Source organism: Shinella sp. JR1-6 (assembly GCF_004284735.1).
Lineage (GTDB): Bacteria > Pseudomonadota > Alphaproteobacteria > Rhizobiales > Rhizobiaceae > Shinella.
Map to the genome: position 1 here is coordinate 187,855 of NZ_SHMI01000006.1, position 25,194 is coordinate 213,048.

Here is a 25,194-nt window from a genome sequence, read left to right on the forward strand (position 1 = left end):
CGCGCTTGCGAAACACGACTTTCGTGTCTGACGATGCTTCTATCGGCCCGCTGTTACAGCGATATGACAGAAACGGTTCGCCCGTGATTTGAAGTCTGCGCCGATATGGTTAACAAAAGGTTAACGCGGCGCCTTGCCAAAAAATTTCGCATTTCCGGCGATTGAACAGCGACGCTGAAACGTCTTCCCCCTGGTTCCATGCGCCACCCCCTTTCCGGCCCTCCCGACGCGCTCCGTCTTTCGATTGACAAGCCGTATCCGGGTCTGGACAGTGGCGGCGGCAACGAGACGGGCAGCGTTAGGAGGACTTCATGTCTATGCGCGCATTCTTCGGTTTCTCGGCACTTCTTCTGGCTGCCGTCGCCTCCCCTCCCCTCCCTGCAGGCGCGCAGGAAACGCGCACCGTGGTCACGAGCGAGAACAGCGATTATTTCGGCTTCGACCTGCGCACCGTGCAGGACGTCACGCTCGACCAGTGCAAGACCGATTGCGTCGACGACCTGTCCTGCCGCGCCTTCACCTATAATCCCAAGGTGAAATGGTGCTTCCTGAAGAGCGACTTCAACCAGCTCAACCATTTCCAGGGCGCAGTCGCCGGCAAGATCGTGCGTGCGGACGCCGCCGCCGATATCGGCGCACCGCCGGCCATGGCCTTCATCAGCGACTACATGATGAGCGACGCCCGCTCCTTCCGCAATTCGCTGTCGCTCGCCGCCGAGCATACCGGCCAGGGCGCGGAAAGCCTTGCCTCGCTCGGCCGCATCGAGACCGCGTCTGGCCGCTTCGACCAGGCGCTGATCGCCTTCAAGGGTGCGCTTTCGCTGACGCCGGACGACTACTATCTCTGGATCGAGACCGCCGAATCCATGTCTCGCGCCTACAACAACAGCTACCTCGCCGGCCAAGGTGCGCTTGCGGCGATCAATGCCTATGACCTCTCGCGCACGACGGAAACCCGCGCCCGGGCGCTGGCGGTGCTTGCCGACACGCTCGACAAGTCGGGCAACTATCGCGCCGGTATCAATGCCTACAAGGCAAGTCTGGAGCTGAAGGAGGACGTCGCCGTGCGTTCGGCCTATCTCGGCCTCCGCGCCCGCCAGGGCTTCCGCGTCGTCAACCACACCATCGATTCCGACAGCGCGACACCACGGGCCTGCGTCGAGTTCTCCGAACCGCTCGTCAAGTCCGGCGCGGACTATGCATCGTTCGTGACGCTGGACGGCGCGGCACCGAAAGCCGTGGAGGCCAAAGACCGGCAGATCTGCGTCGAGGGACTGAACCACGGCCAGCGCTACAAGATCGCCTTCCGCCCGGGCCTGCCGTCGGCGGTCGACGAGCCGCTGGAATCGGTCGTCGACCTCGACATCTATGTGCAGGACCGCGCCGCCATGGTGCGCTTCACCGGCGACGGCTTCGTGCTGCCGGGAAGCGTGCGCCGCGGCATCCCGATCGTTTCCGTCAACACCGACAGCGCCGACCTGAAGCTCTATCGCGTCGGTGACCGTGCCATCACCTCGCTGCTTTCCGAAAGCCGCTTCCTCACCCAGCTCGACGGTTACTCCGCCAGCCGCATCGAAAACGATAACGGCGAACTCGTCTGGCAGGGCAAGATCGATATCTCGCCCGAGCTCAACAAGGACGTCGTCACCAGCTTCCCGGTCGACGAGGCGCTGCCGGAGCGCAAGCCCGGCGTCTATGTCCTGACCGCCGCCGCCTCGAACGGCCGCTCCAACGAATGGGATGCCAAGGCGACACAGTGGTTCGTCGTCTCGGATGTCGGCCTCACCACCTATGCCGGCACGGATGGCCTCAACGTCTTCGCCCGCTCGCTCGACAGCGCTGGCCCGCTCGACGGCGTCGAGCTTCAGCTGATCGCCAAGAACAACGAGGTGCTCGGCACCGCGACGACCGATGCGGACGGCCGCGCGACCTTCACCGCCGGCCTGATGCGCGGCACCGCCGCCAACACGCCAGCCGTGATCCTCGCAAAGAAAGGCACGTCCGACTTCGTTTTCCTCGACATGACACGCGCCGGCTTCGACCTCTCGGACCGCGGCGTCACCGGCCGGCCGGCACCAGGCGCCATCGACGTGCTCGCCTGGACCGAGCGCGGCATCTACCGTGCCGGCGAGACCGTGCACGCGACGGCGCTCGCCCGCGACATCGAAGCCAATGCCGTCGAAAAACTGCCGCTCACCTTCGTCTTCAATCGCCCTGATGGCGTAGAGGATCGCCGCATCGTCAGCGACGGTGCCGCGCTCGGCGGCCATGCCGTCGATCTGCCGCTGCAGGAAAACAGCATGCGCGGCACCTGGACCATGCAGATCTTCACCGATCCCAAGGGGAGCGCGATCGGCGAAAAGCAGTTTCTCGTCGACGATTTCGTGCCCGACCGCATCGAATTCGACATGGCGAGCGAAACGAAGGCCATCGAGACCGGCGTTCCCGCGGAGGTCTCCGTCGAAGGCCGCTACCTCTACGGCGCGCCGGGCGCGGGCCTTGAGATCGAGGGTGATGTCGCCCTGAAACCGACCCGCCAGGACGCCGCCTTTCCCGGCTACGTCTTCGGTCTTGCCGACGAGGAGGCACTCGAGGAAAGCACCACGCCGCTCGAAGGCCTCGACGTTCTCGACGACGACGGCAAGACGACCTTCGAGGTGAACATCGCCGACCTTCCCTCGACCACCCAGCGCCTCGAAGCGCTGGTCACGCTGCGCATGATGGAAGAGGGCGGCCGCGCCGTCGAGCGCAACCTGACCCTCCCGGTCAAGGCGGCCGGTGCGATGATCGGCGTAAAGCCGGAATTTTCCGATGGACTTGCGGAAAACAGCGTTGCCAACTTCACCGTCGTCGCTGTGGCGCCGGATGGCTCCCGGCAGGCGATGCAGGGCATGCCCTGGAAGCTGCTCGCCGTCGAGCGGAACTACCAATGGTATCGCGACGGCAGCTCGTGGCGTTACGAGCCGGTGCTTTCGACCAAGCAGATCGCCGACGGCACGGTCGATGCCGGTAAGGATGGCGGGCGCATATCGGTGCCTGTCACCTGGGGCCGCTATCGCCTGGAAGTGGAAAGCGCGGAGCCCGAAGGCCCGGCGACCAGCATCGAGTTCGACGCCGGCTGGTATGTCGCCGCAACCTCGACGGAAACGCCCGACGCGCTCGAAATCTCGCTCGACAAGGAAAACTATGCGGTCGGCGACACGGCCAAACTGAAGATCTCGTCGCGCCATGCCGGCCAGGTGCTGATCACCATCGGCGCCGAAAGCCTGATCGCCACCCAGACCGCCGCCATCGGTGCCGAGGGCGGCGAGGTGGAAATACCGATTACCAGGGAATGGGGTCCCGGTTCCTACGTCACAGCGACGCTCTTCCGTCCGGGGACGGACCAGGAAAGCCGCATGCCGATGCGCGCCATCGGCATCACCTGGCTGAAGGTCGATCCGGCCGACCGCAAGCTGAATGTCGCACTCGACGTTCCGGAAAAGACGCTGCCGCGCCAGCCGCTCGATATCGAGCTTACCCTTGCCGGCGCAGGCGCCAATGAGGAAGCCTATATCACGGTCGCCGCCGTCGATGTCGGCATCCTCAACCTCACCCGCTACGAAGCGCCCGATCCGGCCGGCTGGTATTTCGGCCAGCGCCGGCTCGGCATGGAGATTCGCGACCTCTACGGCCGGCTGATCGACGGCTCGCTCGGTGCCACCGGGCGGCTGCGCACCGGCGGCGACGGCGGCGAAGGGGCGCTTTCCGGCAATCCACCGACCGAAAAGCTCGTTGCCTTCTTCGCCGGCCCTGTGAAGCTCGATGCGGAAGGCAAGGCCAAGGTCAGCTTCGACATTCCGCAATTCAACGGAACGGCCCGCATCATGGCCGTCGGCTGGACGAAGACCGGCGTCGGCAGCGCGTCGAAGGACGTCGTCATCCGCGATCCGGTCGTGGTAACCGCGAGCCTGCCGAAATTCCTCGCTCCCGGGGACCGCGCCGACCTGAGGCTCGACATCACCAACACCGATGCCCCGGCCGGTGACTACATGGTCGAAGTCACCCACAACGCCTCCGTGATGGTCGAGCAGACCGGTGCGGGCCAGACGCTGCGGCTCGAGCCGGGCGGCAAGACGGCGCTCACCCTGCCGTTGATCGGCGGCGAGGCCGGCGACGGCGTCGTGACGGTCAAGCTCTCGAACGGTTCCGGCATGTCGCTGGAGCAGGCGCTCAACGTGCCGGTGCGCCCGGCCGCCATGCCGATCACCACGCGCCGGCCGATCGAGATCGCCGCCAATGGCAGCCTGACGATCGACGACCAACTCCTGGCCGACAGCCAGCTTGCCGGCGCCTCCGTCAGCCTCAGCGTTTCGCGCGCCGCCGCCTTCGACATCCCGGCACTCTTGATGGCCCTCGACCGCTATCCCTATGGCTGCACGGAGCAGACGACCAGCCGTGCATTGCCGCTGCTCTATCTCAGCGAGCTCTCCAAACAGTCCGGCCTTGCCGAGGACACGGAAACGCAGAAGCGCGTGCAGGACGCGATCTATCGCGTGCTGGCCAACCAGTCCTCCTCCGGCAGCTTCGGCCTCTGGGGGCCGAGCTACGGCGACCTGTGGCTCGACGCCTTCGTCACGGACTTCCTGACGCGGGCCCGCGAGCAGAAGTTCGACGTGCCGGAACAGGCCATGCTGCAGGCGCTTTCCAACCTGCAGAACGCCATCTCCTACGACGTCAACGTCTCCAGCCAGGGCAACGAGATCGCCTATGCGCTCTATGTGCTCGCCCGCAACCGCAAGGCCGCGATCAGCGACCTGCGCTACTATGCCGACACGAAGCTCTCGGAGTTCTCCTCGCCGCTCTCCCGCGCGCACCTTGCCGCCGCGCTCGGGCTCTACGGCGATGCGCAACGCTCGATGACGATCTTCTCCAATGCACTCGGCCTGTCGCGCGACAGCGTGCTGAATGCCAGCCTCTCGCGCACCGACTACGGTTCGTCGCTGCGTGACGGGGCTGCCATTCTGGCGCTTGCAGCCGAAGCCCGCCCGGTTCCCACCATCATTCCGGACCTAACGAAGCTCGTCGCCAAGCAGTGGGAAGACAAGCGCTGGACCAGCACGCAGGAACAGACCTGGATGCTGCTCGCCGCCCGTTCCGTGAAGGATGCCGACAAGGGCCTGGAGCTCGAGATCAACGGCGCCGCGCATTCCGGCGGCTACGCCGCGCAGATGACGGGCAAGGCGCTGATGGAGAACCCACTGACGGTTGCCAACCGTACCGGCGAGCCAGTCTCGGCCATGCTGACGACGGTGGCAGCCCCGGCCGACCCGCTGCCGGCCGGCGGCGACGGCTTTGCCATCGAGCGCAGCTACTACACGCTGGACGGCGAGGAGGCGAACGTCTCCGAGGCGACGCAGAACGAGCGCTACGTCGTGGTGCTGAAAGTGACGGAGCACAATGACTGGCCGTCGCGCATCATCATAACCGACCTCCTGCCCGCCGGCTTCGAGATCGACAATCCGAGCCTCGTCGACAGCGCGAAGCTGGCGAATTTCGACTGGATCGGCGAGATCGAGCCTGCCCATACGGAGTTCCGCTACGACCGCTTCGTCGCGGCCTTCAACCGCAGCGCAGGCGACAATCGCGAGGTGACGCTCGCCTACGTCGTGCGCGCCGTGACACCGGGCACCTACGACCACCCGGCCGCACAGGTGGAGGACATGTACCGTCCGCAATACTCCGCCCGCACGGCAACCGGCCGCATGCAGGTCGTCAAGGCCGAGTAAGGGGCTGAGCGAGAGGACAGGCCAATGGCGCTCTGGCGCAAGCTCCTGATAGGCTCCCTCGGCGGGGCGGCGTTCATCGCCGCCCTCGCCGCCGGGCTCGACTATGCCGATCGCGCCTATCCGCCGCCGGTCACCGTGGCGGACACCGTTTCAAAGGAAGTGCTCGACCGCGACGGCCGCCTGCTGCGGGCCTTCGCGACGCCGGACGGGCTCTGGCGGCTGAAGACCACGGCTGCCGATGTCGATCCGCAGTTTCTGCGCATGCTTGTGGCCTATGAGGACCGGCGTTTTCACGAGCATGCGGGTATCGACCCGCTGGCGCTGCTGCGTGCGGCCGGGCAGTTCGTCACGAATGGCCGCATCGTCTCCGGCGCCTCCACGCTTTCCATGCAGGTCGCCCGGCTGATCGAGCCGCGCGAGAACCGCTCGATGCTGGCCAAGCTGCGCCAGATGGCCCGCGCGGTCCAGCTCGAACGGCGCCTCTCCAAGGCCGAGATCCTCGATCTCTACCTGACGCTCGCTCCTTATGGCGGCAATCTGGAAGGTGTACGTGCGGCCAGCCTCGCCTGGTTCGGCAAGGAGCCGAAGCGTCTTTCCGTCGCCCAAGCCGCCCTTCTCGTCGCCCTGCCGCAGCTTCCCGAAAAGCGCCGGCCGGACCGGCACCGCGCTGTTGCGGAGAAGGCGCGCGAGCGCGTGCTCGCTCGCATGGCCGTTTCCGAGATCATCGGCGAGGGCGAGGCGGAGCGCGCCAGCGCGGAAGCGGTGCCCGACCGCCGCCGCCAGCTTCCCGCCTATGCCGCGCACCTTTCGGAGCTTGCGCTGCGCAAGGATACCAAGGCGGCCGAACACAGGACGACGCTCGACCGCACCGTGCAGGACGGGCTGGAGACGGTGGCGCGCGAGGCGGCCGAGCGACTCGGCCCAAAGGTCTCGATCGCCATGGTGATGGCCGATGCCCGCACCGGCGAGATCCTCGGCGAGGTCGGCTCGGCGGACTATTTCGACGGCAGCCGTGCCGGCTGGATCGACATGACGCGCATCCGCCGCTCGCCCGGCTCGGCGCTGAAACCCTTCATCTACGGCCTTGCCTTCGAGGAAGGCCTCGTCGCGCAGGAAACCATCGTCGAGGATCGGCCTGCCGACTTTTCCGGCTATCGTCCGCGCAATTTCGACATGACCTACCAGGGGGACGTCAGCGTGCGCAAAGCGCTGCAGCTGTCGCTGAACGTGCCCGCCGTGCGCCTGCTGGAGGCGGTCGGCCCGACGCGGCTGATGGTGCGCTTCCGCCGCGCGGAGGTGCATCCCGAGCTGCCGCCGGGCGAAACGCCCGGCCTTGCCATCGGCCTTGGCGGCGTCGGCATCACGCTGCGCGACCTCACCCAGCTCTATGCGGCGCTTGCCAATCGCGGCCTGCCGGTGCGCCTTGGCGATGGCATCGTGCGCGACGCAGCGGGGATAACGGGCGATCCGCTGCTCGACCCCGTCGCCGTCTGGCATGTCTCGGATGTGCTTTCCGGCGTCACGCCGCCCACCGGCAGCCGCCGCCTCGGTATCGCCTACAAGACCGGCACGAGCTACGGCTACCGCGATGCCTGGTCCGTCGGGTATGACGGCCGCCATGTGCTGGGCGTCTGGGTTGGCCGGGCCGACAACGGCGCGGTGCCGGGCCTCACCGGCTACGGCGCCGCCGCGCCCATCCTGTTCGAAGCCTTCGCCCGGTCCGGCCTCGCCATCACCGCACTGCCGCGCGCACCAGCCGGCGCGGTGCGCATTGTGCAATCCGAGCTTCCGGCAAGCCTTCGCCGCTTCTCGACCACGGCAAGCGGCCTTGTGGCCACGACCGCACGCGAACCGGCACCGGAAATCGTCTATCCGCCGGAAGGCGCCCATGTGGAACTCGGCGCGACGACCGGCAAAGACATCTCACCGCTCGTGCTGAAACTCCAGGGCGGACGGGCGCCCTTCCGCTGGCTCGCCAACGGCAAGGTCCTGCCCGATGCCGCGCGCCGGCGCACGACGCAGTGGATGCCGGAGGGGGCTGGTTTCTCGACGCTGACCGTCATCGACGCCGCCGGGCGGGCAGCCAGCGTCAGGGTGTTCATCGAGTAGCGTGGGTCGCCCCTCATCCGCCTGCCGGCACCTTCTCCCCGCAAGCGGGGCGAAGGAGATATCCGGTTTCCCCAACCATTACCCATTGGCAGGGCGCGTCCCCCGCATGCGGGAAGAGGGCTAGCGTCAGGGGTAACGCCAGAGCTGCGACGTCACCGGGACACTACCTTGCCGTATCCGTCAGCACCCATCCCGGCTTGCGCTTTTCCAGAAACGCCGTGACCCCCTCCGCCGCTTCCGGCGTCTCCCAGGTGTCGGCCAGGCGCGTCAGGGTCATGTCGATGACCTTGTCGTCGATCGGCGGGGCAAGCGCGTGGGCAAGCGCCTTCGCCGCCGCGACCGCCTCCGGCGAGGCCGCGAAATAGGGGGCGATCTCGGCCTCGACCGCCGCGTCCAGTGCCTCGGCCGGAACGACGGCGCTGAGGAGGCCGATATCGCGTGCGGTCGGTGCATCGAACAGACGAGCGGACGTAGCGAAGCGCAGGAAGGCGGCGGGGCCGATACGGGCGGCGACATAGGGGCTGATCGTCGCCGGGATGAGGCCGAGGCGGGTTTCCGTCAGGCCGAAGCGCGCACCTTCCACCGCGATCGCCGCATCGCAGACGCTGACGAGCCCGACACCTCCGCCATAGGCCTGGCCGTTGACCCGGGCAACGAGCGGCTTGGGCAGGTCGCGCAGCGCCTTCAGCATCACCGCAAGCCGGCGTGCCTCCACGATGCGCACCTCGCGCGTGGCCGCGATCTGCTCCTTCATCCAGTTGAGATCACCGCCGGCGCAGAAGCTTTCGCCCTCGCCGGTGAGCACGACGAGGCGCACGGCCCTGTCCTCGCCGAGAAGGCCGGCGACCGCCGTCAGTTCGCGGATCATCGGGCCGGACAGCGCATTGTGCTGCGCATGGCGGCGCAGCGTGAGCATAGCCACGCCGCGCCGGTCGACGGATACGGAAATCGTCTCGAAATTCATGGCTTCACCTCCTCGCCCCGCAAGGGCGCAAAATGCTAGGCGCCCTTGCCGGAGATCCGGCGCGCGAAAACGGCGGCCAGCGCCAGCTTCTCCCGGTCGAGGCCCGTCTCGAACCCCGCCGCCGCTAGCATGTCGGCGACGGCAAGCGTATCCACATTGCCGCGCGCACCCGGCGCATAGGGGCAGCCACCGAGCCCACCGACCGAGGCATCGAAGACGGCAAGTCCATGATCCAGCGCGACGCGGATATTGTCGAGCGCCATCCCGCCCGTATCGTGAAAATGGCCGGCGAGCCTTTCCGGCGCGGCAATCGTCAGCACGACATCCAGCATGGCCGCGACCTCTTCCGGCCGGGCGCGGCCGATCGTGTCGCCAAGGCTCACCTCGTGGCAACCAAGAGCCAGCAACTGCCCGACCACCCATGCCACGGCGGCGGGAGCCACCGGGCCGTCATAGGGGCATTGTACGACGCAGCTGACATAGCCGCGCAGCGGAATGCCATCGGCTTTCGCCGCTTGCGCGACCGGCCGGGCCCGCTCGATGCTCTCGGCGATCGAGCAGTTGAGGTTGGCCTGCGAAAAGCCTTCGGAGGCGGAGAGGAAGACGGCGACCTCATCGACACCGGCGGCTTTCGCCGCCTCGTAACCCTTCATGTTGGGCACCAGCGCCGCATAGGAAACACCCGGCCGGCGCGCGATACCGGCCATCACCTCGGCTCCGTCGGCAAGCTGCGGCACCCATTTCGGGCTGACGAAGCTCGTCGCCTCGATGCGGCGGAATCCGCAATCCGAGAGGCGATCGATCAGCGCAATCTTGTCCGCGGCGGGGATGATCGCCTTCTCGTTCTGCAGGCCGTCGCGGGCGGCCATCTCGACGATTTCGATGCGGCGACTCATGCGGCCTCCTCCGGCTCCAGCGCCAAAAGCAAGGCGCCTTCGGCCACCTGATCGCCGACGGCGACGGGCACCACGGCCACCACCCCGTCACGCGGGGCTGCCAGCACCAGCTCCATCTTCATCGCCTCCATGGTCACCAGCGCATCGCCGCGGGTGACGCGCGCGCCCGGCGCGACGGAGACGATGCGCACGAGCCCCGGCATCGGGGCAGAGAGCCGGTCACCACCCGCCGCTGCCTCGCCTTCGTGGCCGGCCTCCTCGGCAAGCGAAAAGGCATGGGCATGACCGCCGAGGAAGACGATGGTATCGGCACCCTCGTGATGAACGGTCGCAGACAGGATGCGGCCATCGACATCCGCGCGCACGGACCGGCCGTCGCTCGCCAGCAGGCCGATCTCGGTAGCGATGCCAGCGTGCTCGACGCGGAAACGGTTGCCGCCGCGGAAGGTGATCCGCAGCGCATGCTCCGCACCGCCATGGTCGAGAAAGACGCTCCGGGTCGCCTCGCTCCACAGCCGGAAACCGCGGACCTGGCTCCATGGATCAGGGTCGGCCGGTGCGTCAAGAAAGCCGAGCGCCGAGAGGGCGGCAAGTGCAAAAACCTCCTCGACTGCTTCGGGATCGGCCAGCAACCCCTCGCCTGCCCGACCGATCAGGCCCGTATCGACATCGCCCGCAGCAAAGGCCGGCAGGCGGCAGAGACGGGCGAGAAAACCGGTATTGGTCGTCAGCCCGCCGACGCGGCAGGCTTCGAGCGCCGCTTCCAGCCGCGCCAGCGCCTCCCTGCGGTTGCGACCATGGGTGATCACCTTGGCGATCATCGGATCGTAGTATGGGGTGATGATATCCCCGACGCGCACGCCGGAATCGATGCGCGCTTCGCCCGGCAGGTCGAAGACCGTAAGGCGGCCGGTCGCCGGCAGGAAGTCGCGCGCCGGGTTTTCCGCGTAGAGCCGGGCCTCGAAGGCCCAGCCGTCGATGACAAGCTCGTCCTGCCGCCTCGGCAGGGGTTCGCCTGCGGCGACGCGAAGCTGCCATTCGACGAGATCGAGACCGGTGATCGCCTCCGTCACCGGGTGCTCGACCTGCAGGCGCGTGTTCATTTCCATGAAGTAGAAGCGATCCTGCCGCAGGCCTTCGGAAACGTCCGCGATGAACTCGACGGTGCCGGCCCCGCTATAGCCGATAGCCGCGGCCGCACGCACCGCGGCCTCCCCCATCACGGCCCGCATCTCCGCCGTCATACCGGGTGCCGGCGCTTCCTCGATGACCTTCTGGTGGCGGCGCTGGAGCGAGCAATCGCGCTCGAAGAGATGCACGACATTGCCGTGCCCGTCGCCGAAGACCTGCACCTCGATATGACGGGGTTTGGCCATGTATTTCTCGACCAGCACGCGTCCGTCGCCGAAGGCGCTTTCCGCCTCGCGCCGGGCGCTTTCGAGCGCGGCGGCAAAATCGGCGGGCCGCTCCACCCGCCGCATGCCCTTGCCTCCGCCGCCGGCGCGGGCCTTGATCAGCACCGGATAGCCGATCGCCTCCGCCTCGCCGGCAAGGAAATCGGCCTCCTGCCGTTCACCATGATAGCCCGGCACAACCGGCACGCCGGCCTTTTCCATCAGCGCCTTTGCGGCGTCCTTCAACCCCATGGCGCGGATCGCACTCACCGAAGGGCCGATGAAGACGAGGCCCGCCGCCTCCACCGCCTCAACGAAATCGGGGTTCTCCGAGAGGAAGCCGTAGCCGGGATGCACCGCTTCGGCACCGCTCGCCTTGGCGGCCGCAATAATGGCCGCACTGTTCAGGTAGCTGCCGGCCGCCTCTGCCGGGCCGATGCGGATGGCCTCGTCGGCCATCGCAGCATGCAGGGCTTGGCGGTCCGCGTCGGAGTAGACAGCGACCGTCGCAACGCCCATGCGGCGGGCGGTGCCGATGACGCGGCAGGCGATTTCGCCGCGGTTGGCGATGAGGATCTTTCTGAACATCCTGCCTCCGGCAAACGGATAGGGAGACGCGGGACCGGGGTCCCGCGCGTTATCGTGCGGCAATGGCCTCGACCTCGAGCATCCACTTCTCGTCGAAGATGGCACAGACCACGACGCTCATCGCCGGGGCGATGGCGCCGAGATAGTCGCTGCGGATCTCGCGGTTGGCGGTCGCGTGGTGCCGGTCGGAGAGGAACGTCGTCACCTTGACGAGGTCGGCCTTGGACATGCCCGCCGCCTTCAGCTGCGCATCGATGTTGCGCCAGACGAGGCGGGCCTGTTCCTCGAAGGTTTCCGGCACCTTGTCGTCGTCCGACACGGGGATCTGGCCGCTGATAAACAGCAGCGTCTTGAAATCCTCGATCTTCACGGCCTGCGAATAGCCGCCGCGCGGGGCGGGTGCGTTCTTGGCATTGATGGTTTCGCGGTTCATGGCATTGCCTCCTCTACATCCTGAAGACGCCGAAACGAGTGGGCTCGACCGGCGCATTGAGCGCCGCCGAGAGCGAGAGCGCCAGCACGTCGCGCGTCTTGCGCGGATCGACGATGCCGTCGTCCCAAAGCCGTGCCGAGGCATAGAGCGGATGGCTCTGCCGGGCGAACATGTCGATGGTCGGCTGCTTGAAGGCGGCCTCCTCCTCGGTGCTCCAGCTGCCGCCCATGCGCTCGATGCCCTCGCGCCGGACGGTTGCAAGCACTCCCGCCGCCTGCTCGCCGCCCATGACGGCGATGCGGCTGTTCGGCCAGGTCCAGAGGAACCGCGGCGAATAGGCCCGGCCGCACATGCCATAGTTGCCCGCGCCGTAAGAGCCGCCGATCAGGACGGTGATCTTCGGCACCTTCGCCGTCGCCACGGCGGTGACAAGTTTGGCGCCATGTTTGGCGATGCCCTCGGCCTCGTATTTGCGGCCGACCATGAAACCGGTGATGTTCTGCAGGAAAAGCAGCGGAATGCCGCGCTGGGCGCAGAGTTCGATGAAATGCGCGCCCTTGAGGGCGGCCTCGGAGAAGAGCACGCCATTGTTGGCGATGATGCCGACCGGAAGACCATGCAGCGCGGCAAAGCCGCAGACGAGCGTGGTGCCGAAGCGTGCCTTGAACTCGTCGAAGCGGGAACCGTCCACCACGCGGGCGATCACCTCACGCACGTCGTAGGGCGTGCGCGTGTCGGCCGGCACAATGCCGAGCAACTCTTCCGGGTCGTAAAGCGGTGCGTTGCCTTCGCCGGATTTCGCGAGCGGCGGCTTGTGCGTGTTGAGATTGGCAGCGATCTGGCGGGCGATGGCAAGCGCATGGCGGTCGTCACGCGCGAGGTGGTCGGCGACGCCGGAAAGACGGGTGTGCACGTCGCCGCCGCCGAGATCCTCGGCCGTCACCACCTCCCCCGTCGCAGCCTTCACCAGGGGCGGGCCGGCAAGGAAGATCGTGCCCTGGTTCTCGACGATGACGGTCTCGTCACTCATGGCCGGAACATAGGCGCCGCCGGCCGTGCAGCTGCCCATAACGACGGCGACCTGCGGGATACCGGCGGCCGACATCTGCGCCTGATTGTAGAAGATGCGGCCGAAATGATCGCGATCAGGGAAGACCTCGTCCTGGTTCGGCAGGTTGGCGCCCCCGCTGTCGACGAGATAGATGCAGGGCAGCCGGTTCTCCGCGGCGATCTCCTGCGCGCGAAGATGCTTCTTCACGGTGATGGGATAATAGGTGCCGCCCTTCACCGTGGCATCGTTGCAGACGATCATGCATTCACGGCCGGAGACACGGCCGATGCCCGATATCATTCCGCCGGAGGGCGAGGCGCCGTCATAGAGGCCGTGACCGGCCGTGAGGCCGATTTCGAGGAAGGGAGAGCCGGGGTCGAGCAATTGCGCGACACGGTCCCGCGGCAGGAGCTTGCCGCGGGAAACGTGGCGCTCGCGCGCCTTCGCCCCGCCGCCATCCATGGCAAGGCCGGCTGCCTCCTCCACCAGGGCGAGCGCCTCGAGCATGGCCTTGCGGTTCGCCGCAAAGGTTTCGCTGCGGGTGTTCACGGCCGAAGGGATGACCGGCATCACAGCGTCTCCTGGAAAATTTCGCGGCCAATGAGCATGCGGCGGATTTCCGAGGTGCCGGCGCCGATCTCGTAGAGTTTCGCATCGCGCAGCAGGCGGCCCGTCGGATAATCGTTGATGTAACCGTTGCCGCCAAGGGCCTGGATGGCCTCTAGGGCCAGCTTCGTGGCGTTCTCGGCGGAAAGCAGGATGCAGCCGGCGGCGTCCTTGCGCGTCGTCTCGCCCCGGTCGCAGGCGGCGGCGACGGCATAGACATAGGCGCGCGCGGCATTGAAGGCGACATACATGTCCGCCACCTTGCCCTGCATCAGCTGGAATTCGCCGATCGGCCGGTCGAACTGCTTGCGCTCGTGCAGATAGGGGATGACGACGTCGAGGCAGGCGGCCATGATGCCGAGCGGGCCGCCCGAGAGCACCACGCGCTCGTAATCGAGACCGGACATCAGCACGTTGACGCCGCGCCCGACGGTGCCCATCACGTTCTCCTCCGGCACCTCGCAATCGGCAAAGACGAGTTCGCAGGTGTTGGAACCGCGCATGCCGAGCTTGTCGAGCTTCTGCGCCGTCGAGAAGCCCTTGAACCCCTTTTCCACGAGGAAGGCGGTGATACCGCGCGGGCCAGCTTCCGGGTCCGTCTTGGCATAGACGACCAGCACGTCCGCATCCGGCCCGTTGGTGATCCACATCTTGTTGCCGTTCAGCACGTAGCGGTCGCCGCGCTTTTCGGCACGCAGCTTCATCGAGACGACGTCGGAGCCGGCCCCCGGCTCCGACATGGCGAGCGCGCCGATATGTTCGCCGGAAATCAGCTTCGGCAGGTATTTTTCCCGCTGCGCGGCGCTGGCATTGCGCACGATCTGGTTGACGCAGAGGTTGGAGTGGGCGCCATAGCTGAGGCCCACCGAGGCCGAGGCGCGGCTGATCTCCTCCATCGCCACACAATGGGCAAGATAGCCCATGCCGGATCCGCCAAAACTTTCCGGCGCGGTGATGCCGAGCAGGCCAAGGTCACCCAGCTCACGCCAGAGCGGCATGGGAAAAGTGTTGCTGCGGTCGATTTCCGCCGCCTGCGGGGCGATACGGTCGCCCGCAAAACGCCGCACGCTCTCTCTCAGCGCGTCGATTTCCTCACCAAGCCCGAAGCTCATTGCAGCATCGTACATGTCCGTCCTCCCCGGCCGGATGCCCCGGCATCCGCCTGCTTCCTCAAATCGCGGAACCGAACGACCGGCTCCATCGCGGCCTCAGGCGGCCGCTCTGTCTTGTCCTGCCGTGTCGAAGACCAGGCGCATCTCCGCCTCGCGCGCCCGCACCCGCTTCACCGCCGCCTCCTTCACCGGGCCGTAACCACGAATTTCGCCGTAAAGCGACATGAGCGCAACGGCGGCATCGAGATTCTCGCAGCGAAGATTGTGCAACACGTGCTCGACCAGTGCCACATAGTCGGCGATGAGCTGGCGCTCCATGCGCCGCTCCGCCGTGCGGCCGAACGGGTCGAAGGCGGTGCCGCGCAGGCCCTTCAGGCCGGCGAGCAGGCCGAAGGCCGGCAGCATCCAGCGGCCAAAGCGGCGTTTCCGCGGACGACCGTTCGCATCCTCGCCTTTCAGGAAGGGCGGCGCGAGGTTGAAGGCGATGCTGTATTTGCCCTCGAACTGCTCCGCCAACCCGGCCTTGAAGGCGGGATCGGTGAAGAGTCGCGCCACCTCGTATTCGTCCTTGTAGGCGAGCAGCTGGGCATAGACATGCGCGACGGCGCGGACAAGCCGGTCGTCCGGCCCGAGGGCCCGTTCCGCCTCGCGCACACGCTCGACCAGCGCCTTGTAACGATCGGCAAGAGCGGCGTTCTGGTAGGCCGTCAGGTGTTTCACGCGATGAGCGACCAGTTCGTCCGGCGCCATGGTCTCCAGCATCGCGACCGGCTTGCCGGCATGCAGCAGGCGTTCGGCGCGGGCCGGGTCGGCGGCGATCAACCGGCCCCAGCCGAAGGCGGCGAGCGTGGCGTCGACGGCAACGCCATTCAGCACGATCGCCTGCTCGATCGACTGGCGCGTCAGCGGGATGAGGCCTTTCTGCCAGGCGAAGCCGGTCATCAGGATGTTCGTCGCCATGGCATTGCCGGCCACCTTCTCGGCGATCGTCGTGAAATCGAGAAGATGGGAGGGATCGCGCAGTGCGGTGCGCACCGTGCCCTCGACATCGCGGCGGCGGAAATCGAAGTCGCGCTGGCGCACGAAATCGGCGACCGGCGTCAGCTTGGTGTTGACGACGCCGGTCGTGCGGTGCTGGTCGCACAGCGTCACGGCATCCTTCGAGGCGGCCACAACGTCGTCGGCAGCAAGGAGGAGATCCGCACCGCCCGTGACGATGCGCGGCGAGGAGACGTCCTCGTCGGCAAGGCCGATGCGCAGGTGGCTCATCACGGCGCCGCCCTTCTGGGCAAGTCCGGCCATGTCGAGGATCATCGGCGACTTGCCGTCGAGATGGGCGGCCATGCCGAGGATGGCGCTGATCGTCAGGATGCCGGTACCGCCGATGCCGGCAATGGCGATGTTGTAGGAACGGTCGCCGATCGCAACGATGTCGGGCTCGACAACGCCCGACATGTCGGGATTGGCGCGCGCGGCCTTGCGCAGCCGGCCGCCTTCCACCGTCACGAAGGACGGGCAGAAGCCCTTGAGGCAAGAGTAATCCTTGTTGCAGGTCGACTGGTTGATCCTGCGCTTACGGCCGAACGCTGTGTCGAGCGGTTCGACGGAGACGCAGTTCGACTGCGTGGAACAGTCACCGCAGCCTTCGCAGACGGCGGGATTGATCAGCAGGCGAACCGGCGGGTCTTCCATCAGGCCCCGGGAGCGGCGGCGACGCTTCTCCGCCGCGCAGGTCTGCACATAGACGATGGCGGAGCAGCCGGGCGCCTCGCGGATATCGCGCATCACCCGGTCCATCTCGCCGCGGTGCCGCACGATGACGCCGGGCGCAAGCATCGCCCGCGAATAGGCGTCCGGATGATCGGAAACAAGGTAGATCGGCGCCACACCCTCGTCATGCAGCTGCCGTGTCATCACTTCGGGGCTGAGGGGGCCATCGACGGGCTGGCCACCGGTCATGGCCACCGCATCGTTGTAGAGCAGCTTGTAGGTGATGTTGACGCCGGCGGCGACGGACTGGCGGATCGCCAGGATGCCGGAATGATAATAGGTGCCGTCGCCGAGATTGACGAAAATGTGCTTCTCGTCGCTGAAGGGCGCAATGCCCGACCACGGCACGCCCTCGGCACCCATATGGGTGAAGGTCGTGGTGTCGCGGTCCATCCACTGCACCATGTAGTGGCAACCGATGCCGGCGGTCGCCCGGCTCCCCTCCGGCACCTTCGTCGAGGTGTTGTGCGGACAGCCGGAGCAGAAATAGGGCACGCGCTCGACCGGCGCCATGTGCGCCTTGCGGATCTTCTCGCGCTCCAGGAGATAGGCGAGTTCATTGGAAATGACCGTCTTCAGGCCGGCGTAGAAGTCGAACTGCAGGAGGCGGGCGGCGATCGCCCGCGCCACCATGCCGACGGACAGTGCCTCCGACAGCGGCAGGAACGGCTTGTCCTGATGATCGAACTTGCCGACGATGCGCGGCCGCTCGCCGTGGTGCCAATTGAAGAGCTGCTGCTTGATCTGGTTCTCGATGATCTCGCGGCGCTCCTCGACGACCAGCACCTCCTCGAGGCCCTGCGAGAACTCGCGCACGCCCTCCGGCTCCAGCGGCCAGGGCATGCGGACCTTGTAGATGCGCATGCCGATCTCGGCCATCTCGGCCGGACCGAGCGAAAGCTCCTTCAGCGCCTGGAGCACATCCTCATAGGCCTTGCCCGACGCGATAATACCGAAGCGGGCGCGCGGCACGTCGTGCGTCACCTCGTCCACCCGGTTGGCGCGGGCAAAGGCAATGGCGGCATACCCCTTGTAGGTCTGGAGGCGCTCGTCCTGCGGCAGCGGCGGATCGGGCCAGCGCAGGCTGAGGCCATCCCGCGGCAACTCGAAATTGTCCGGGATGACGAACTGGCGGCGTTCGCCCGCAAGATCGACGGAAGCCGTCGTCTCGACCGTGTCGGCGATGAACTTCATGCCGACCCAACAGCCGGAATAGCGCGACATGGCGGTGCCGAGCAGGCCGTATTCGATGAATTCATGAATCGAAGACGGATAGAGCACCGGGATCAGCGCCGACATGAAGGCATGGTCCGACTGGTGCGGAATGGAGGACGACTTTGCCGAATGGTCGTCGCCGGCAAAACAGAGCACGCCGCCATGTTTCGCGGTGCCGGCGGCATTGGCGTGCTTCAGCACATCGCCACAGCGATCGACGCCCGGCCCCTTGCCATACCAGTAACCGGCGACGCCATCATAGCGCGCACCCGGGGAAAGGTGGAGCTGCTGCGTGCCCCAGACGGCGGTGGCCGCCAGATCTTCGTTGACGCACGGCCGGAACACGATGTCGTGCGCCGCCAGGTGCTTCTTCGCTTTTGCAAGCTGCTGGTCGTATCCGCCGAGCGGCGATCCACGATAACCCGAGATGAATGCGGCGGTGTTCAGCCCCGCAGCACGGTCGCGCCGCATCTGAACGATGGGCAGGCGCACGAGGGCCTGCGTGCCGGAAAGGAAGATCCTTCCCTCCTCCGCCATATACTTGTCCTCGAGAGAAAAGCTCTGCTTGAGCATGACTTCCTCCTCGATGGCTCTCCTCCATGAAAGCCATCCTCCATATGTAGGAGCCTACCCATGGATTGGGAGGAGCGGGTCCTTATTTTCGCGGTGGAGAATCACGGTTTGAGGATGGCATCCGCAAAGAATGCCCTCCGGTGCAAAGCCATCCTCATTTCCCGTCAGATCGGAACGCGATGCGTGTTCTTCAGCTCATCGAGCGCGAAGCTGGAATTGACGAAGCCGACGCCGGGCAGCCGCAGAAGCGCCTTCTTCAGGATCTCTTCGTACTGGCGCACACTGCTCGTCAGGACACGCAGCACATAGTCGTGGTCGCCGGTCATGGAGTAACACTGCACGACCTCGGGCATATGCTTCACCGCCTTCTCGAATTCCAGCAGCGTCGCCTCGTCGTGCTGCTTCAGCCGCACGAAGCAGAACACCGACACCTCGAATCCGACACGCTTCGGATCGACGGCGACGATGCGGCCGCGGATGATGCCCTGCCGTTCCATCTCCTTGATGCGCCGCCAGCAGGGCGTGTGGCTGAGGCCGACGCGCTCGCCGATCTCGGCGACCGTGAGCTCCGGCTCGCTCTGGAGCAGCCGCAGGATCTTGCGGCTCGTCTCGTCCATGCCGCCTTCGCCCATCTCACAGGAGCCCACGGGTAGAGAGGTTGCGCATCAGCGCCGTGATGCCGAAGGTCCAGGGCGGGCATTCGGTGGAAAGGCGCACCGTGTTGGTGAGGGCGCCGAGCTCGGCATTGGAGATCGTCACCCGGTCGCCGGTCTTATGGGTAAACCCCTGGCCGGGCGTGTCGCGGTCCTCGACGGGCGCGAAAAGCGTGCCCATGAACAGCAGGAAACCGTCGGGGTATTGATGGTGCTTGCCGATCGTCTGGGCGACGAGATCGAGAGGATCGCGGCTGATCTCGCGCATCGTGCTGCGCCCCTTCAGGACAAACCCGTCCTCGCCCTCGATCAGAAGGTCGAGATCGGCCTTGCGCACGTCGTCGATCGAATAGGTCGCGTCGAAGAGGCGGATGAACGGGCCGATGGCGGCGGAGGCATTGTTGTCCTTCGCCTTGCCGAGCAGCAGCGCCGAGCGCCCTTCGACGTCACGCAGGTTCACGTCGTTGCCGAGCGTCGCACCCTTGACGCGACCCCGGCTGTCGACAGCAAGCACGATTTCCGGCTCCGGATTGTTCCACTTGGAGATCGGGTGCAGCCCGACCGAGGCGCCCCAGCCGACGGCGGCCAGAACCGGCGCCTTGGTGAAGACCTCGGCATCCGGCCCGATCCCGACTTCGAGATATTGCGACCAGACGCCTTCCTCGATCAGCGCCGCCTTGACCTTTGCCGCTGCCTCCGAGCCCGCCTTCAGGTCGCGCAGGCTGTCGCCGATGATGGCGATGACACGGCCGCGCACCTTCTCCGCCAGCGCCGGATTGCCCGCCGCCTTCTCCTCGATCACACGCTCGATCATCGAGCGGGCGAAGGTGACCCCGCAGGCCTTGACCGCCTGGAGGTCGCAGGGCGCGAGCAGATGGGGCCGGGAGAAATTGCCGGCACCCTCGATGGAGTTCTCCAGCACCGCGACGAGCGCACCGAGGTTCTCACCGGGCGCGGCATGCGCAACAGCGGCCGGATCGTCCTTCTCCAGCAGGGCCTGCATGGTGGGAATCTCGGAAGACGTGATGTCGCGCAGCCTGCCGTCCTGCAGCACCACGATCGCCGGACCCTGCACATCCGGCCGCCAGATGCGCCCGACAAAAGTCCCTTGCGAAAAATCTCCTGCCGTCACCGTCACGCGCCGCTCCTCCTGAAAACCTCGACAGGAGTTCTAGACCGAAAAGCATGGCAGGGAACAGGGTAGAGACAGGCGTGCACAAACGAAAATAAGGGGATGGCGGGCGAGACCGCCGCCATCCCGTCCTGTCAGGCCGGCCGGGTGCGCACAGCCGAGACGATGGTGAGTGCTGCCAGCAACAGAACAGCACCGCTGGCCACGAAGACGCTCGTCACGCCGCTTGCATCGAACAAGGCTCCGCCTGCGGCGGCGCCGGTGGCGATGGCGAAGTTGATGGCGGCGACGAAGAGGCCGCCTGCGCTCTCGGCCTCATCCGGCACCGCGCGGGTGATCCACGTCGACCAGGCGACCGGCACGGCACCGAAGGCTAGGCCCCAGAGGGCGACCATGGCCGCATCGCCGGCAAGGCTGCCGCCGAAGGTGGAGAGCGAGAGAGCGAGCACCCCCATCACGACGGGCATGATCGTCAACGTGAAGCGCATGGAGCGCTCCAGCAGCACGGCGCCAAGATAGTTGCCGAAGAAGGTGGCGATGCCGAAGCCGAGGAGAACAGCCGAGAAACCCTCGACACCGAGACCAGTCACCGTTTCAAGGAACGGCCTGATATAGGTAAAGAAGGCAAAATGACCGGTGAAGACGAGCAGGATCGCGAACATTGCGAAGCCGACGCCCGGCCGTGCCAAGACCTCGACGAGCGTGCCGAAGCGCGAATGGCCGCGCGGCGGAAGCGAAGGCAGCGTCGCAAGCTGCACGACGAGCGCCAACGCGCCGAGTACGGCAGCGCCCAGAAAGACATTCCGCCAGCCGACGATATCACCGACATAGCTGCCGACGGGCGCCGCGAAGACCGTGGCTGCCGAAACGCCGAGGAACATGACCGACAAGGCCTTCGGTACGACGGCCTCCGGCACCAGCCGCATCATGGTGGCCGCCGAAAGCGTCCAGAAACCGCCGAGCGCCATGCCGAGCAGCACCCGCCCAGCCAGCAGCATGGCGAGATTGGACGCCATCGCCACCAGGAGGTTCGAGAAGATCAGGAGGACAGAAAGGCCAAGCAGCACGAGCCGCCGGTCGATCCTGCGCGTCACCACCGTGATCAGCAGGCTCGTCACCAGCGCGACCGCCGCCGTCGCCGTCACCGCCTGGCCGGCCATGCCCTCGGAAATCCGGAGATCTGCCGCCATCGGCGTCAGCAGGCTTGCGGGGAGGAACTCCGCCCCCACCAGCCCGAACACGCCGAACGTCATTGATATCACGGCCCCCCAGGCCGGCCGCGCGTCCGCGTCGCTTTGCGGCGCTGCGATTGTTGCATCCGTCATCTGACATCCCTTTCCTGTTGCAGTGCGTGCTGCAAAAGGTGGGTTGAAACGCAAGACGCACAATGTCATTTTATCCGCAATGTTTGATCAATCGTCCGGCCTTCAAAAAAACAAGCATGATCCCGTCAGCGAACTCCTGATGGGCATGCGCCTGCGCGGTGCCAGCTACGGCCGGCTCCAGCTCAGCCCACCCTTCGGCATCCGCTTTCCGGCGGGGCCGGAAGCCCGCTTCCATTTCGTCGCCCGCGGCAAGGTCCTGCTGCGCGCGCCGGGCGAGGTCGGGCGCGAACTCGCCTGCGGTGATGCCGTGCTTCTGCCGCGCGGCGAAGTGCACGAGATCGTCACCGGATCGCACGTCCAGATCCGTGACTACGAAAGTTACACGCGAAAGCCGCTCTGCGCCGATGTGGCAGCGGTGGAGGCCTGTATCAAGACCGCCGACCGGGAAAACGATACGCTGATCTTCACCGGCCGCATGGAGTTCGAACTCGACACGTTGCACCCGCTGGTCGGCCTCATGCCGCCGATCATGTCGGTCGGCGCGCTGATCGGCCGGCAGCCCGAACTGATGCCGCTGCTCGATGCCATGGAACGGGAAATGGGGGAGGAGCGTGTGGGCTCGGCCGGCATCCTCGCGCGCCTTGCCGACGTGATCGCCGCGTCCATCGTGCGTGGCTGGGTGGAGTGCGGCTGCGGCGATGCGACGGGCTGGATCGAGGCGCTGCGCGACCCGCGCCTCGGCCGCGTCATTGCGGCGTTGCACCGCGAGCCCGGCAGGAACTGGACGCTTGCCGACATGGCCGGGGAAATGGGCAGCTCCCGCTCGGTCTTCGCAAAACGCTTCGTCGAGGTGACGGGCGTCACGCCGCAGCGCTACGTCCTCGCCCTGCGCATGCGCCTTGCCGAGCAATGGTTCCGCCGCGACAAGCTCTCGATCGACACCGCCGCCCGCCGCCTCGGCTTCGGCTCGCAGGCCGCCTTCGCCCGCGCCTTCAAACGCGTCGTCGGCGAACCACCGGGACACACGCGCAAGAAGACGGCGGCGGCGAGCGCTTTGGAAAATGGGACGGCGGGGAGGAGAAAGAATGGTGCTGCTAGAGAGATTTGAACTCTCGGCCTCTCCCTTACCAAGGGAGTGCTCTACCCCTGAGCTATAGCAGCATCCGGCGAAACGAAGGTCTGTTCCGCGTGAGCGAGGGCCTATTGCCATAGGTCATCCGGCAGTGCAAGCGGCGATTTCGCGATTGTTGCAACAAATCTGGTGACGGCGGTGCTTTTTTGCCGGGATGGATTTCGATAAGAGGACGGAGATGAACGGCAAAGACGAGACAAAAAGCGGGAAGATCAGGACCGAAGCGGAGATTCGCGCGGAGCGGCTGGCCAAGACGTTGCGCGACAATCTCCAGCGGCGAAAACAGCAGGCGCGCGCCCGCCGGGCCGGCGCGGCGGACGAAACGACCGGACTTCCCGGAGGCAATCCTGCCGCAAAAAAAGACGAATCGGACGGTTAGTCGGGCATGTCTTCAGCCGAAGACGACGGGGGTGGTTTTCCAACCGGCGCGCGCAAAAGGGCGGGCGGCCGGCATGGTCTTCATTTTTCGATCGCGATGCTCTAAAGAGGCCGCCATCTCCGAAAGCCGAAATTCTTTGAGAAAGGCGGGCCCGGCCCGTAATCGCACATGGATCGTATCCGAATTGTAGGCGGCAACGAACTTCGGGGCACCATCCCGATTTCCGGCGCCAAGAATGCCGCGCTGCCGCTGATGATCGCCTCGCTTCTCACCGACGACACGCTGACGCTGGAAAACGTGCCGCACCTTGCCGACGTCGAGCAGCTCATCCGCATCCTCGGCAACCACGGCGCCGACATTTCCGTCAATGGCCGCCGCGAGCGCCAGGGCGAAGGCTATTCGCGCACGATCCACTTCACCTCGCGCAACATCGTCGACACCACGGCGCCCTACGAGCTCGTCTCGAAGATGCGCGCCTCCTTCTGGGTCATCGGCCCGCTGCTTGCCCGCGAAGGCAAGGCCCGCGTCTCGCTGCCAGGCGGCTGCGCCATCGGCACGCGCCCGGTCGACCTCTTCATCGAGGCGCTTGCCGCGCTTGGCGCGAAGATCGAGATCGACGGCGGCTACATCGAGGCGACGGCGCCGGACGGCGGTCTTATCGGTGCGCGCTACACCTTCCCGAAGGTCTCCGTCGGTGCGACGCACGTCCTGATGATGGCGGCGACGCTCGCCAAGGGCACGACGGTCATCGGCAATGCCGCCCGCGAGCCGGAAGTGCAGGACCTCGCCAAGTGCCTCAACGCCATGGGCGCCAAGATATCCGGTGCAGGCACCGCGACGATCACCATCGAGGGCGTCACCCAGCTGTCCGGCGCGCGCCACCGCGTGCTGCCCGACCGCATCGAGACCGGCACCTATGCCATGGCGGTCGCCATGACGGGCGGTGACGTGACGCTCGAAGGCACCGATGCTGCGCTGCTCGATACCGCACTCGAAGCGATCCGCCGGTCCGGCGCCGAGATCACCTCGACGGAAAGCGGCATCCGCATCGTGCGCAATGGCGGTGGCATCAAGCCGGTCGACGTGGTCACCGATCCCTTCCCGGGCTTCCCGACCGATCTGCAGGCCCAGTTCATGGGCCTGATGACCAAGTCGAGCGGCATTTCGCACATCACCGAGACGATCTTCGAGAACCGCTTCATGCATGTGCAGGAGCTGGCCCGCCTCGGCGCGAAGATCTCGCTCTCCGGCCAGACGGCCAAGATCGAAGGCGTCGAGCGGCTGCGCGGCGCCCCGGTCATGGCAACGGACCTGCGCGCCTCGGTCTCGCTGGTCATCGCCGGCCTTGCCGCCGAAGGCGAGACCATGGTCTCGCGCGTCTACCACCTCGACCGCGGTTTCGAGCGGCTCGAGGAGAAGCTCACCCGTTGCGGCGCCGTCGTCGAACGCGTCAGCGACTGATCTTCCTTGCGCGGCAGGCGTTGCAGTCTGCCGCGCGCCGTCCTATCTCGTGGGAAAGACCGGGATGCTGCAAACCGCGGCGTTCCCAAGCATTTTCCGCAATGCCGCTTGCGAAGGCGCTTTCCCGCCCCTTCGCCGGATTGCCCCTGAAGGACGCGCCATGGACAGCCTGAAACTGCTCGCTCTCGATACGGAAGACCTTTCCGTCGTTTCCACCCATCTGCAGGACGCCGTCTTCAAGACCGACGGCCTCTCCTATGACGCCCGCCACGGCATCTTTTCCGTCGTCGTCAACCGCTTCGTCTGGGAAAAGGCGGCCGGCCGCGGCAAGGCCTTCGAGCGCCGCCGCGCCGTCGTCGCCTTCAAGCGTGTCAACGCCGTGCGCTCGCTCGGTATCGACCGCAAGGACCAGGACGCCGTCTTCTCCTTGCTCGCCGTGAATTTCACCCAGAAGGGCGAAGGCCCGGACGGCACGCTGGAACTCGTACTCTCCGGCAGCGCCTCCATCGCGCTCGATGTGGAATGCGTCGAAGTTCAGCTTGCAGATACCGGCGGGGCATGGGAAACCAGCTTGAAGCCCCGCCATCCGGCGGTTTGAAGGATTTTTGCCGGCGCTTTGGCCGGAAGACGACA

16 protein-coding genes and 1 tRNA gene are annotated in these 25,194 nt (G+C 66.3%); 6 read left to right on the forward strand and 11 right to left on the reverse strand.

All coding sequences use genetic code 11. The features are described from left to right. Window positions 1–317: 317 nt before the first annotated feature. Together EXZ48_RS13225 and pbpC are read left to right on the forward strand one after the other, a co-directional pair. A complete protein-coding gene (locus EXZ48_RS13225; protein ID WP_130516596.1) occupies window positions 318–5,768 on the forward strand; it encodes an alpha-2-macroglobulin family protein in 5,451 nt (1,816 codons plus the stop codon). Between the two features lie 24 nt (window positions 5,769–5,792). After that, window positions 5,793–7,877: a penicillin-binding protein 1C gene (gene pbpC, locus EXZ48_RS13230; RefSeq protein ID WP_130516358.1), complete on the forward strand. Its 2,085-nt coding sequence runs from the start codon at window positions 5,793–5,795 to the stop codon at window positions 7,875–7,877. Between the two features lie 163 nt (window positions 7,878–8,040). Here the strand turns inward: pbpC and EXZ48_RS13235 are convergent, their stop codons facing one another. From EXZ48_RS13235 to EXZ48_RS13280, 10 genes are all read right to left on the reverse strand, one after another. Continuing rightward, window positions 8,041–8,841 carry a crotonase/enoyl-CoA hydratase family protein gene (locus EXZ48_RS13235; RefSeq protein WP_130516360.1) on the reverse strand — a complete coding sequence of 267 codons (801 nt, stop codon included), beginning with the start codon at window positions 8,839–8,841 and terminating at the stop codon, window positions 8,041–8,043. A 35-nt stretch (window positions 8,842–8,876) separates the two neighbouring features. Further along, window positions 8,877–9,737, reverse strand: coding sequence for a hydroxymethylglutaryl-CoA lyase (locus EXZ48_RS13240; RefSeq protein WP_130516362.1), 861 nt, complete (start codon window positions 9,735–9,737; stop codon window positions 8,877–8,879). Then, the gene (locus EXZ48_RS13245; protein ID WP_130516364.1) at window positions 9,734–11,719 is read right to left on the reverse strand and encodes an acetyl/propionyl/methylcrotonyl-CoA carboxylase subunit alpha; all 1,986 of its coding nucleotides are present in this window, start codon (window positions 11,717–11,719) and stop codon (window positions 9,734–9,736) included. The genes EXZ48_RS13240 and EXZ48_RS13245 overlap by 4 nt, the downstream gene beginning before the upstream one ends. Window positions 11,720–11,768: 49 nt before the next feature. Next, window positions 11,769–12,152: a RidA family protein gene (locus EXZ48_RS13250; RefSeq protein ID WP_050742562.1), complete on the reverse strand. Its 384-nt coding sequence runs from the start codon at window positions 12,150–12,152 to the stop codon at window positions 11,769–11,771. Window positions 12,153–12,165: 13 nt separating this feature from the next. Next, on the reverse strand, window positions 12,166–13,773 hold the full coding sequence (locus EXZ48_RS13255) for a carboxyl transferase domain-containing protein (RefSeq protein ID WP_130516366.1): 1,608 nt from the start codon (window positions 13,771–13,773) through the stop codon (window positions 12,166–12,168). Continuing rightward, window positions 13,773–14,921 (reverse strand): isovaleryl-CoA dehydrogenase, encoded by a 1,149-nt coding sequence (locus EXZ48_RS13260; protein ID WP_305809618.1) that lies wholly within the window; start codon window positions 14,919–14,921, stop codon window positions 13,773–13,775. The genes EXZ48_RS13255 and EXZ48_RS13260 overlap by 1 nt, the downstream gene beginning before the upstream one ends. 96 nt (window positions 14,922–15,017) lie before the next feature. Beyond that, on the reverse strand, window positions 15,018–18,479 hold the full coding sequence (locus EXZ48_RS13265) for an indolepyruvate ferredoxin oxidoreductase family protein (protein WP_130516368.1): 3,462 nt from the start codon (window positions 18,477–18,479) through the stop codon (window positions 15,018–15,020). A 164-nt stretch (window positions 18,480–18,643) separates the two neighbouring features. After that, window positions 18,644–19,096 carry an Lrp/AsnC family transcriptional regulator gene (locus EXZ48_RS13270; RefSeq protein ID WP_024270192.1) on the reverse strand — a complete coding sequence of 151 codons (453 nt, stop codon included), beginning with the start codon at window positions 19,094–19,096 and terminating at the stop codon, window positions 18,644–18,646. A 16-nt stretch (window positions 19,097–19,112) separates the two neighbouring features. Next, window positions 19,113–20,270: a fumarylacetoacetate hydrolase family protein gene (locus tag EXZ48_RS13275; RefSeq protein WP_207900410.1), complete on the reverse strand. Its 1,158-nt coding sequence runs from the start codon at window positions 20,268–20,270 to the stop codon at window positions 19,113–19,115. A gap of 128 nt (window positions 20,271–20,398) precedes the next feature. After that, window positions 20,399–21,589, reverse strand: coding sequence for an MFS transporter (locus tag EXZ48_RS13280; protein ID WP_023514845.1), 1,191 nt, complete (start codon window positions 21,587–21,589; stop codon window positions 20,399–20,401). A 79-nt stretch (window positions 21,590–21,668) separates the two neighbouring features. Between EXZ48_RS13280 and EXZ48_RS13285 the strand changes: the two genes are divergently transcribed. After that, window positions 21,669–22,697 carry an AraC family transcriptional regulator gene (locus EXZ48_RS13285; protein WP_130516370.1) on the forward strand — a complete coding sequence of 343 codons (1,029 nt, stop codon included), beginning with the start codon at window positions 21,669–21,671 and terminating at the stop codon, window positions 22,695–22,697. On the opposite strand, the gene EXZ48_RS13290 is transcribed toward EXZ48_RS13285, so the two are convergent. Continuing rightward, a tRNA-Thr gene (locus EXZ48_RS13290) sits at window positions 22,676–22,750 on the reverse strand. The two genes, EXZ48_RS13285 and EXZ48_RS13290, sit on opposite strands and share 22 nt — an antisense overlap. A 149-nt stretch (window positions 22,751–22,899) precedes the next feature. Here EXZ48_RS13290 and EXZ48_RS13295 point away from each other — a divergent pair. From EXZ48_RS13295 to EXZ48_RS13305, 3 genes are all read left to right on the forward strand, one after another. Beyond that, entirely contained in the window at window positions 22,900–23,100 is a 201-nt protein-coding gene (locus EXZ48_RS13295) for a hypothetical protein (RefSeq protein WP_023514846.1), read from the forward strand. Between the two features lie 168 nt (window positions 23,101–23,268). Further along, entirely contained in the window at window positions 23,269–24,561 is a 1,293-nt protein-coding gene (murA, locus tag EXZ48_RS13300; RefSeq protein ID WP_023514847.1) for a UDP-N-acetylglucosamine 1-carboxyvinyltransferase, read from the forward strand. 160 nt (window positions 24,562–24,721) lie between these two features. Beyond that, on the forward strand, window positions 24,722–25,159 hold the full coding sequence (locus EXZ48_RS13305) for a DUF2948 family protein (protein WP_050742810.1): 438 nt from the start codon (window positions 24,722–24,724) through the stop codon (window positions 25,157–25,159). Window positions 25,160–25,194 lie beyond the last annotated feature (35 nt).

Coding starts and splice junctions, on each gene's coding strand:
- EXZ48_RS13225 (WP_130516596.1), top strand. CDS start 318: ATGCGCGCATTCTTCGGTTTCTCGGCACTTCTTCTGGCTGCCGTCGCC.
- pbpC (WP_130516358.1), top strand. CDS start 5,793: ATGGCGCTCTGGCGCAAGCTCCTGATAGGCTCCCTCGGCGGGGCGGCG.
- EXZ48_RS13235 (WP_130516360.1), bottom strand. CDS start 8,841: ATGAATTTCGAGACGATTTCCGTATCCGTCGACCGGCGCGGCGTGGCT.
- EXZ48_RS13240 (WP_130516362.1), bottom strand. CDS start 9,737: ATGAGTCGCCGCATCGAAATCGTCGAGATGGCCGCCCGCGACGGCCTG.
- EXZ48_RS13245 (WP_130516364.1), bottom strand. CDS start 11,719: ATGTTCAGAAAGATCCTCATCGCCAACCGCGGCGAAATCGCCTGCCGC.
- EXZ48_RS13250 (WP_050742562.1), bottom strand. CDS start 12,152: ATGAACCGCGAAACCATCAATGCCAAGAACGCACCCGCCCCGCGCGGC.
- EXZ48_RS13255 (WP_130516366.1), bottom strand. CDS start 13,773: ATGCCGGTCATCCCTTCGGCCGTGAACACCCGCAGCGAAACCTTTGCG.
- EXZ48_RS13260 (WP_305809618.1), bottom strand. CDS start 14,921: ATGAGCTTCGGGCTTGGTGAGGAAATCGACGCGCTGAGAGAGAGCGTG.
- EXZ48_RS13265 (WP_130516368.1), bottom strand. CDS start 18,479: ATGCTCAAGCAGAGCTTTTCTCTCGAGGACAAGTATATGGCGGAGGAG.
- EXZ48_RS13270 (WP_024270192.1), bottom strand. CDS start 19,096: ATGGACGAGACGAGCCGCAAGATCCTGCGGCTGCTCCAGAGCGAGCCG.
- EXZ48_RS13280 (WP_023514845.1), bottom strand. CDS start 21,589: ATGACGGATGCAACAATCGCAGCGCCGCAAAGCGACGCGGACGCGCGG.
- EXZ48_RS13285 (WP_130516370.1), top strand. CDS start 21,669: ATGTTTGATCAATCGTCCGGCCTTCAAAAAAACAAGCATGATCCCGTC.
- EXZ48_RS13295 (WP_023514846.1), top strand. CDS start 22,900: ATGAACGGCAAAGACGAGACAAAAAGCGGGAAGATCAGGACCGAAGCG.
- murA (WP_023514847.1), top strand. CDS start 23,269: ATGGATCGTATCCGAATTGTAGGCGGCAACGAACTTCGGGGCACCATC.
- EXZ48_RS13305 (WP_050742810.1), top strand. CDS start 24,722: ATGGACAGCCTGAAACTGCTCGCTCTCGATACGGAAGACCTTTCCGTC.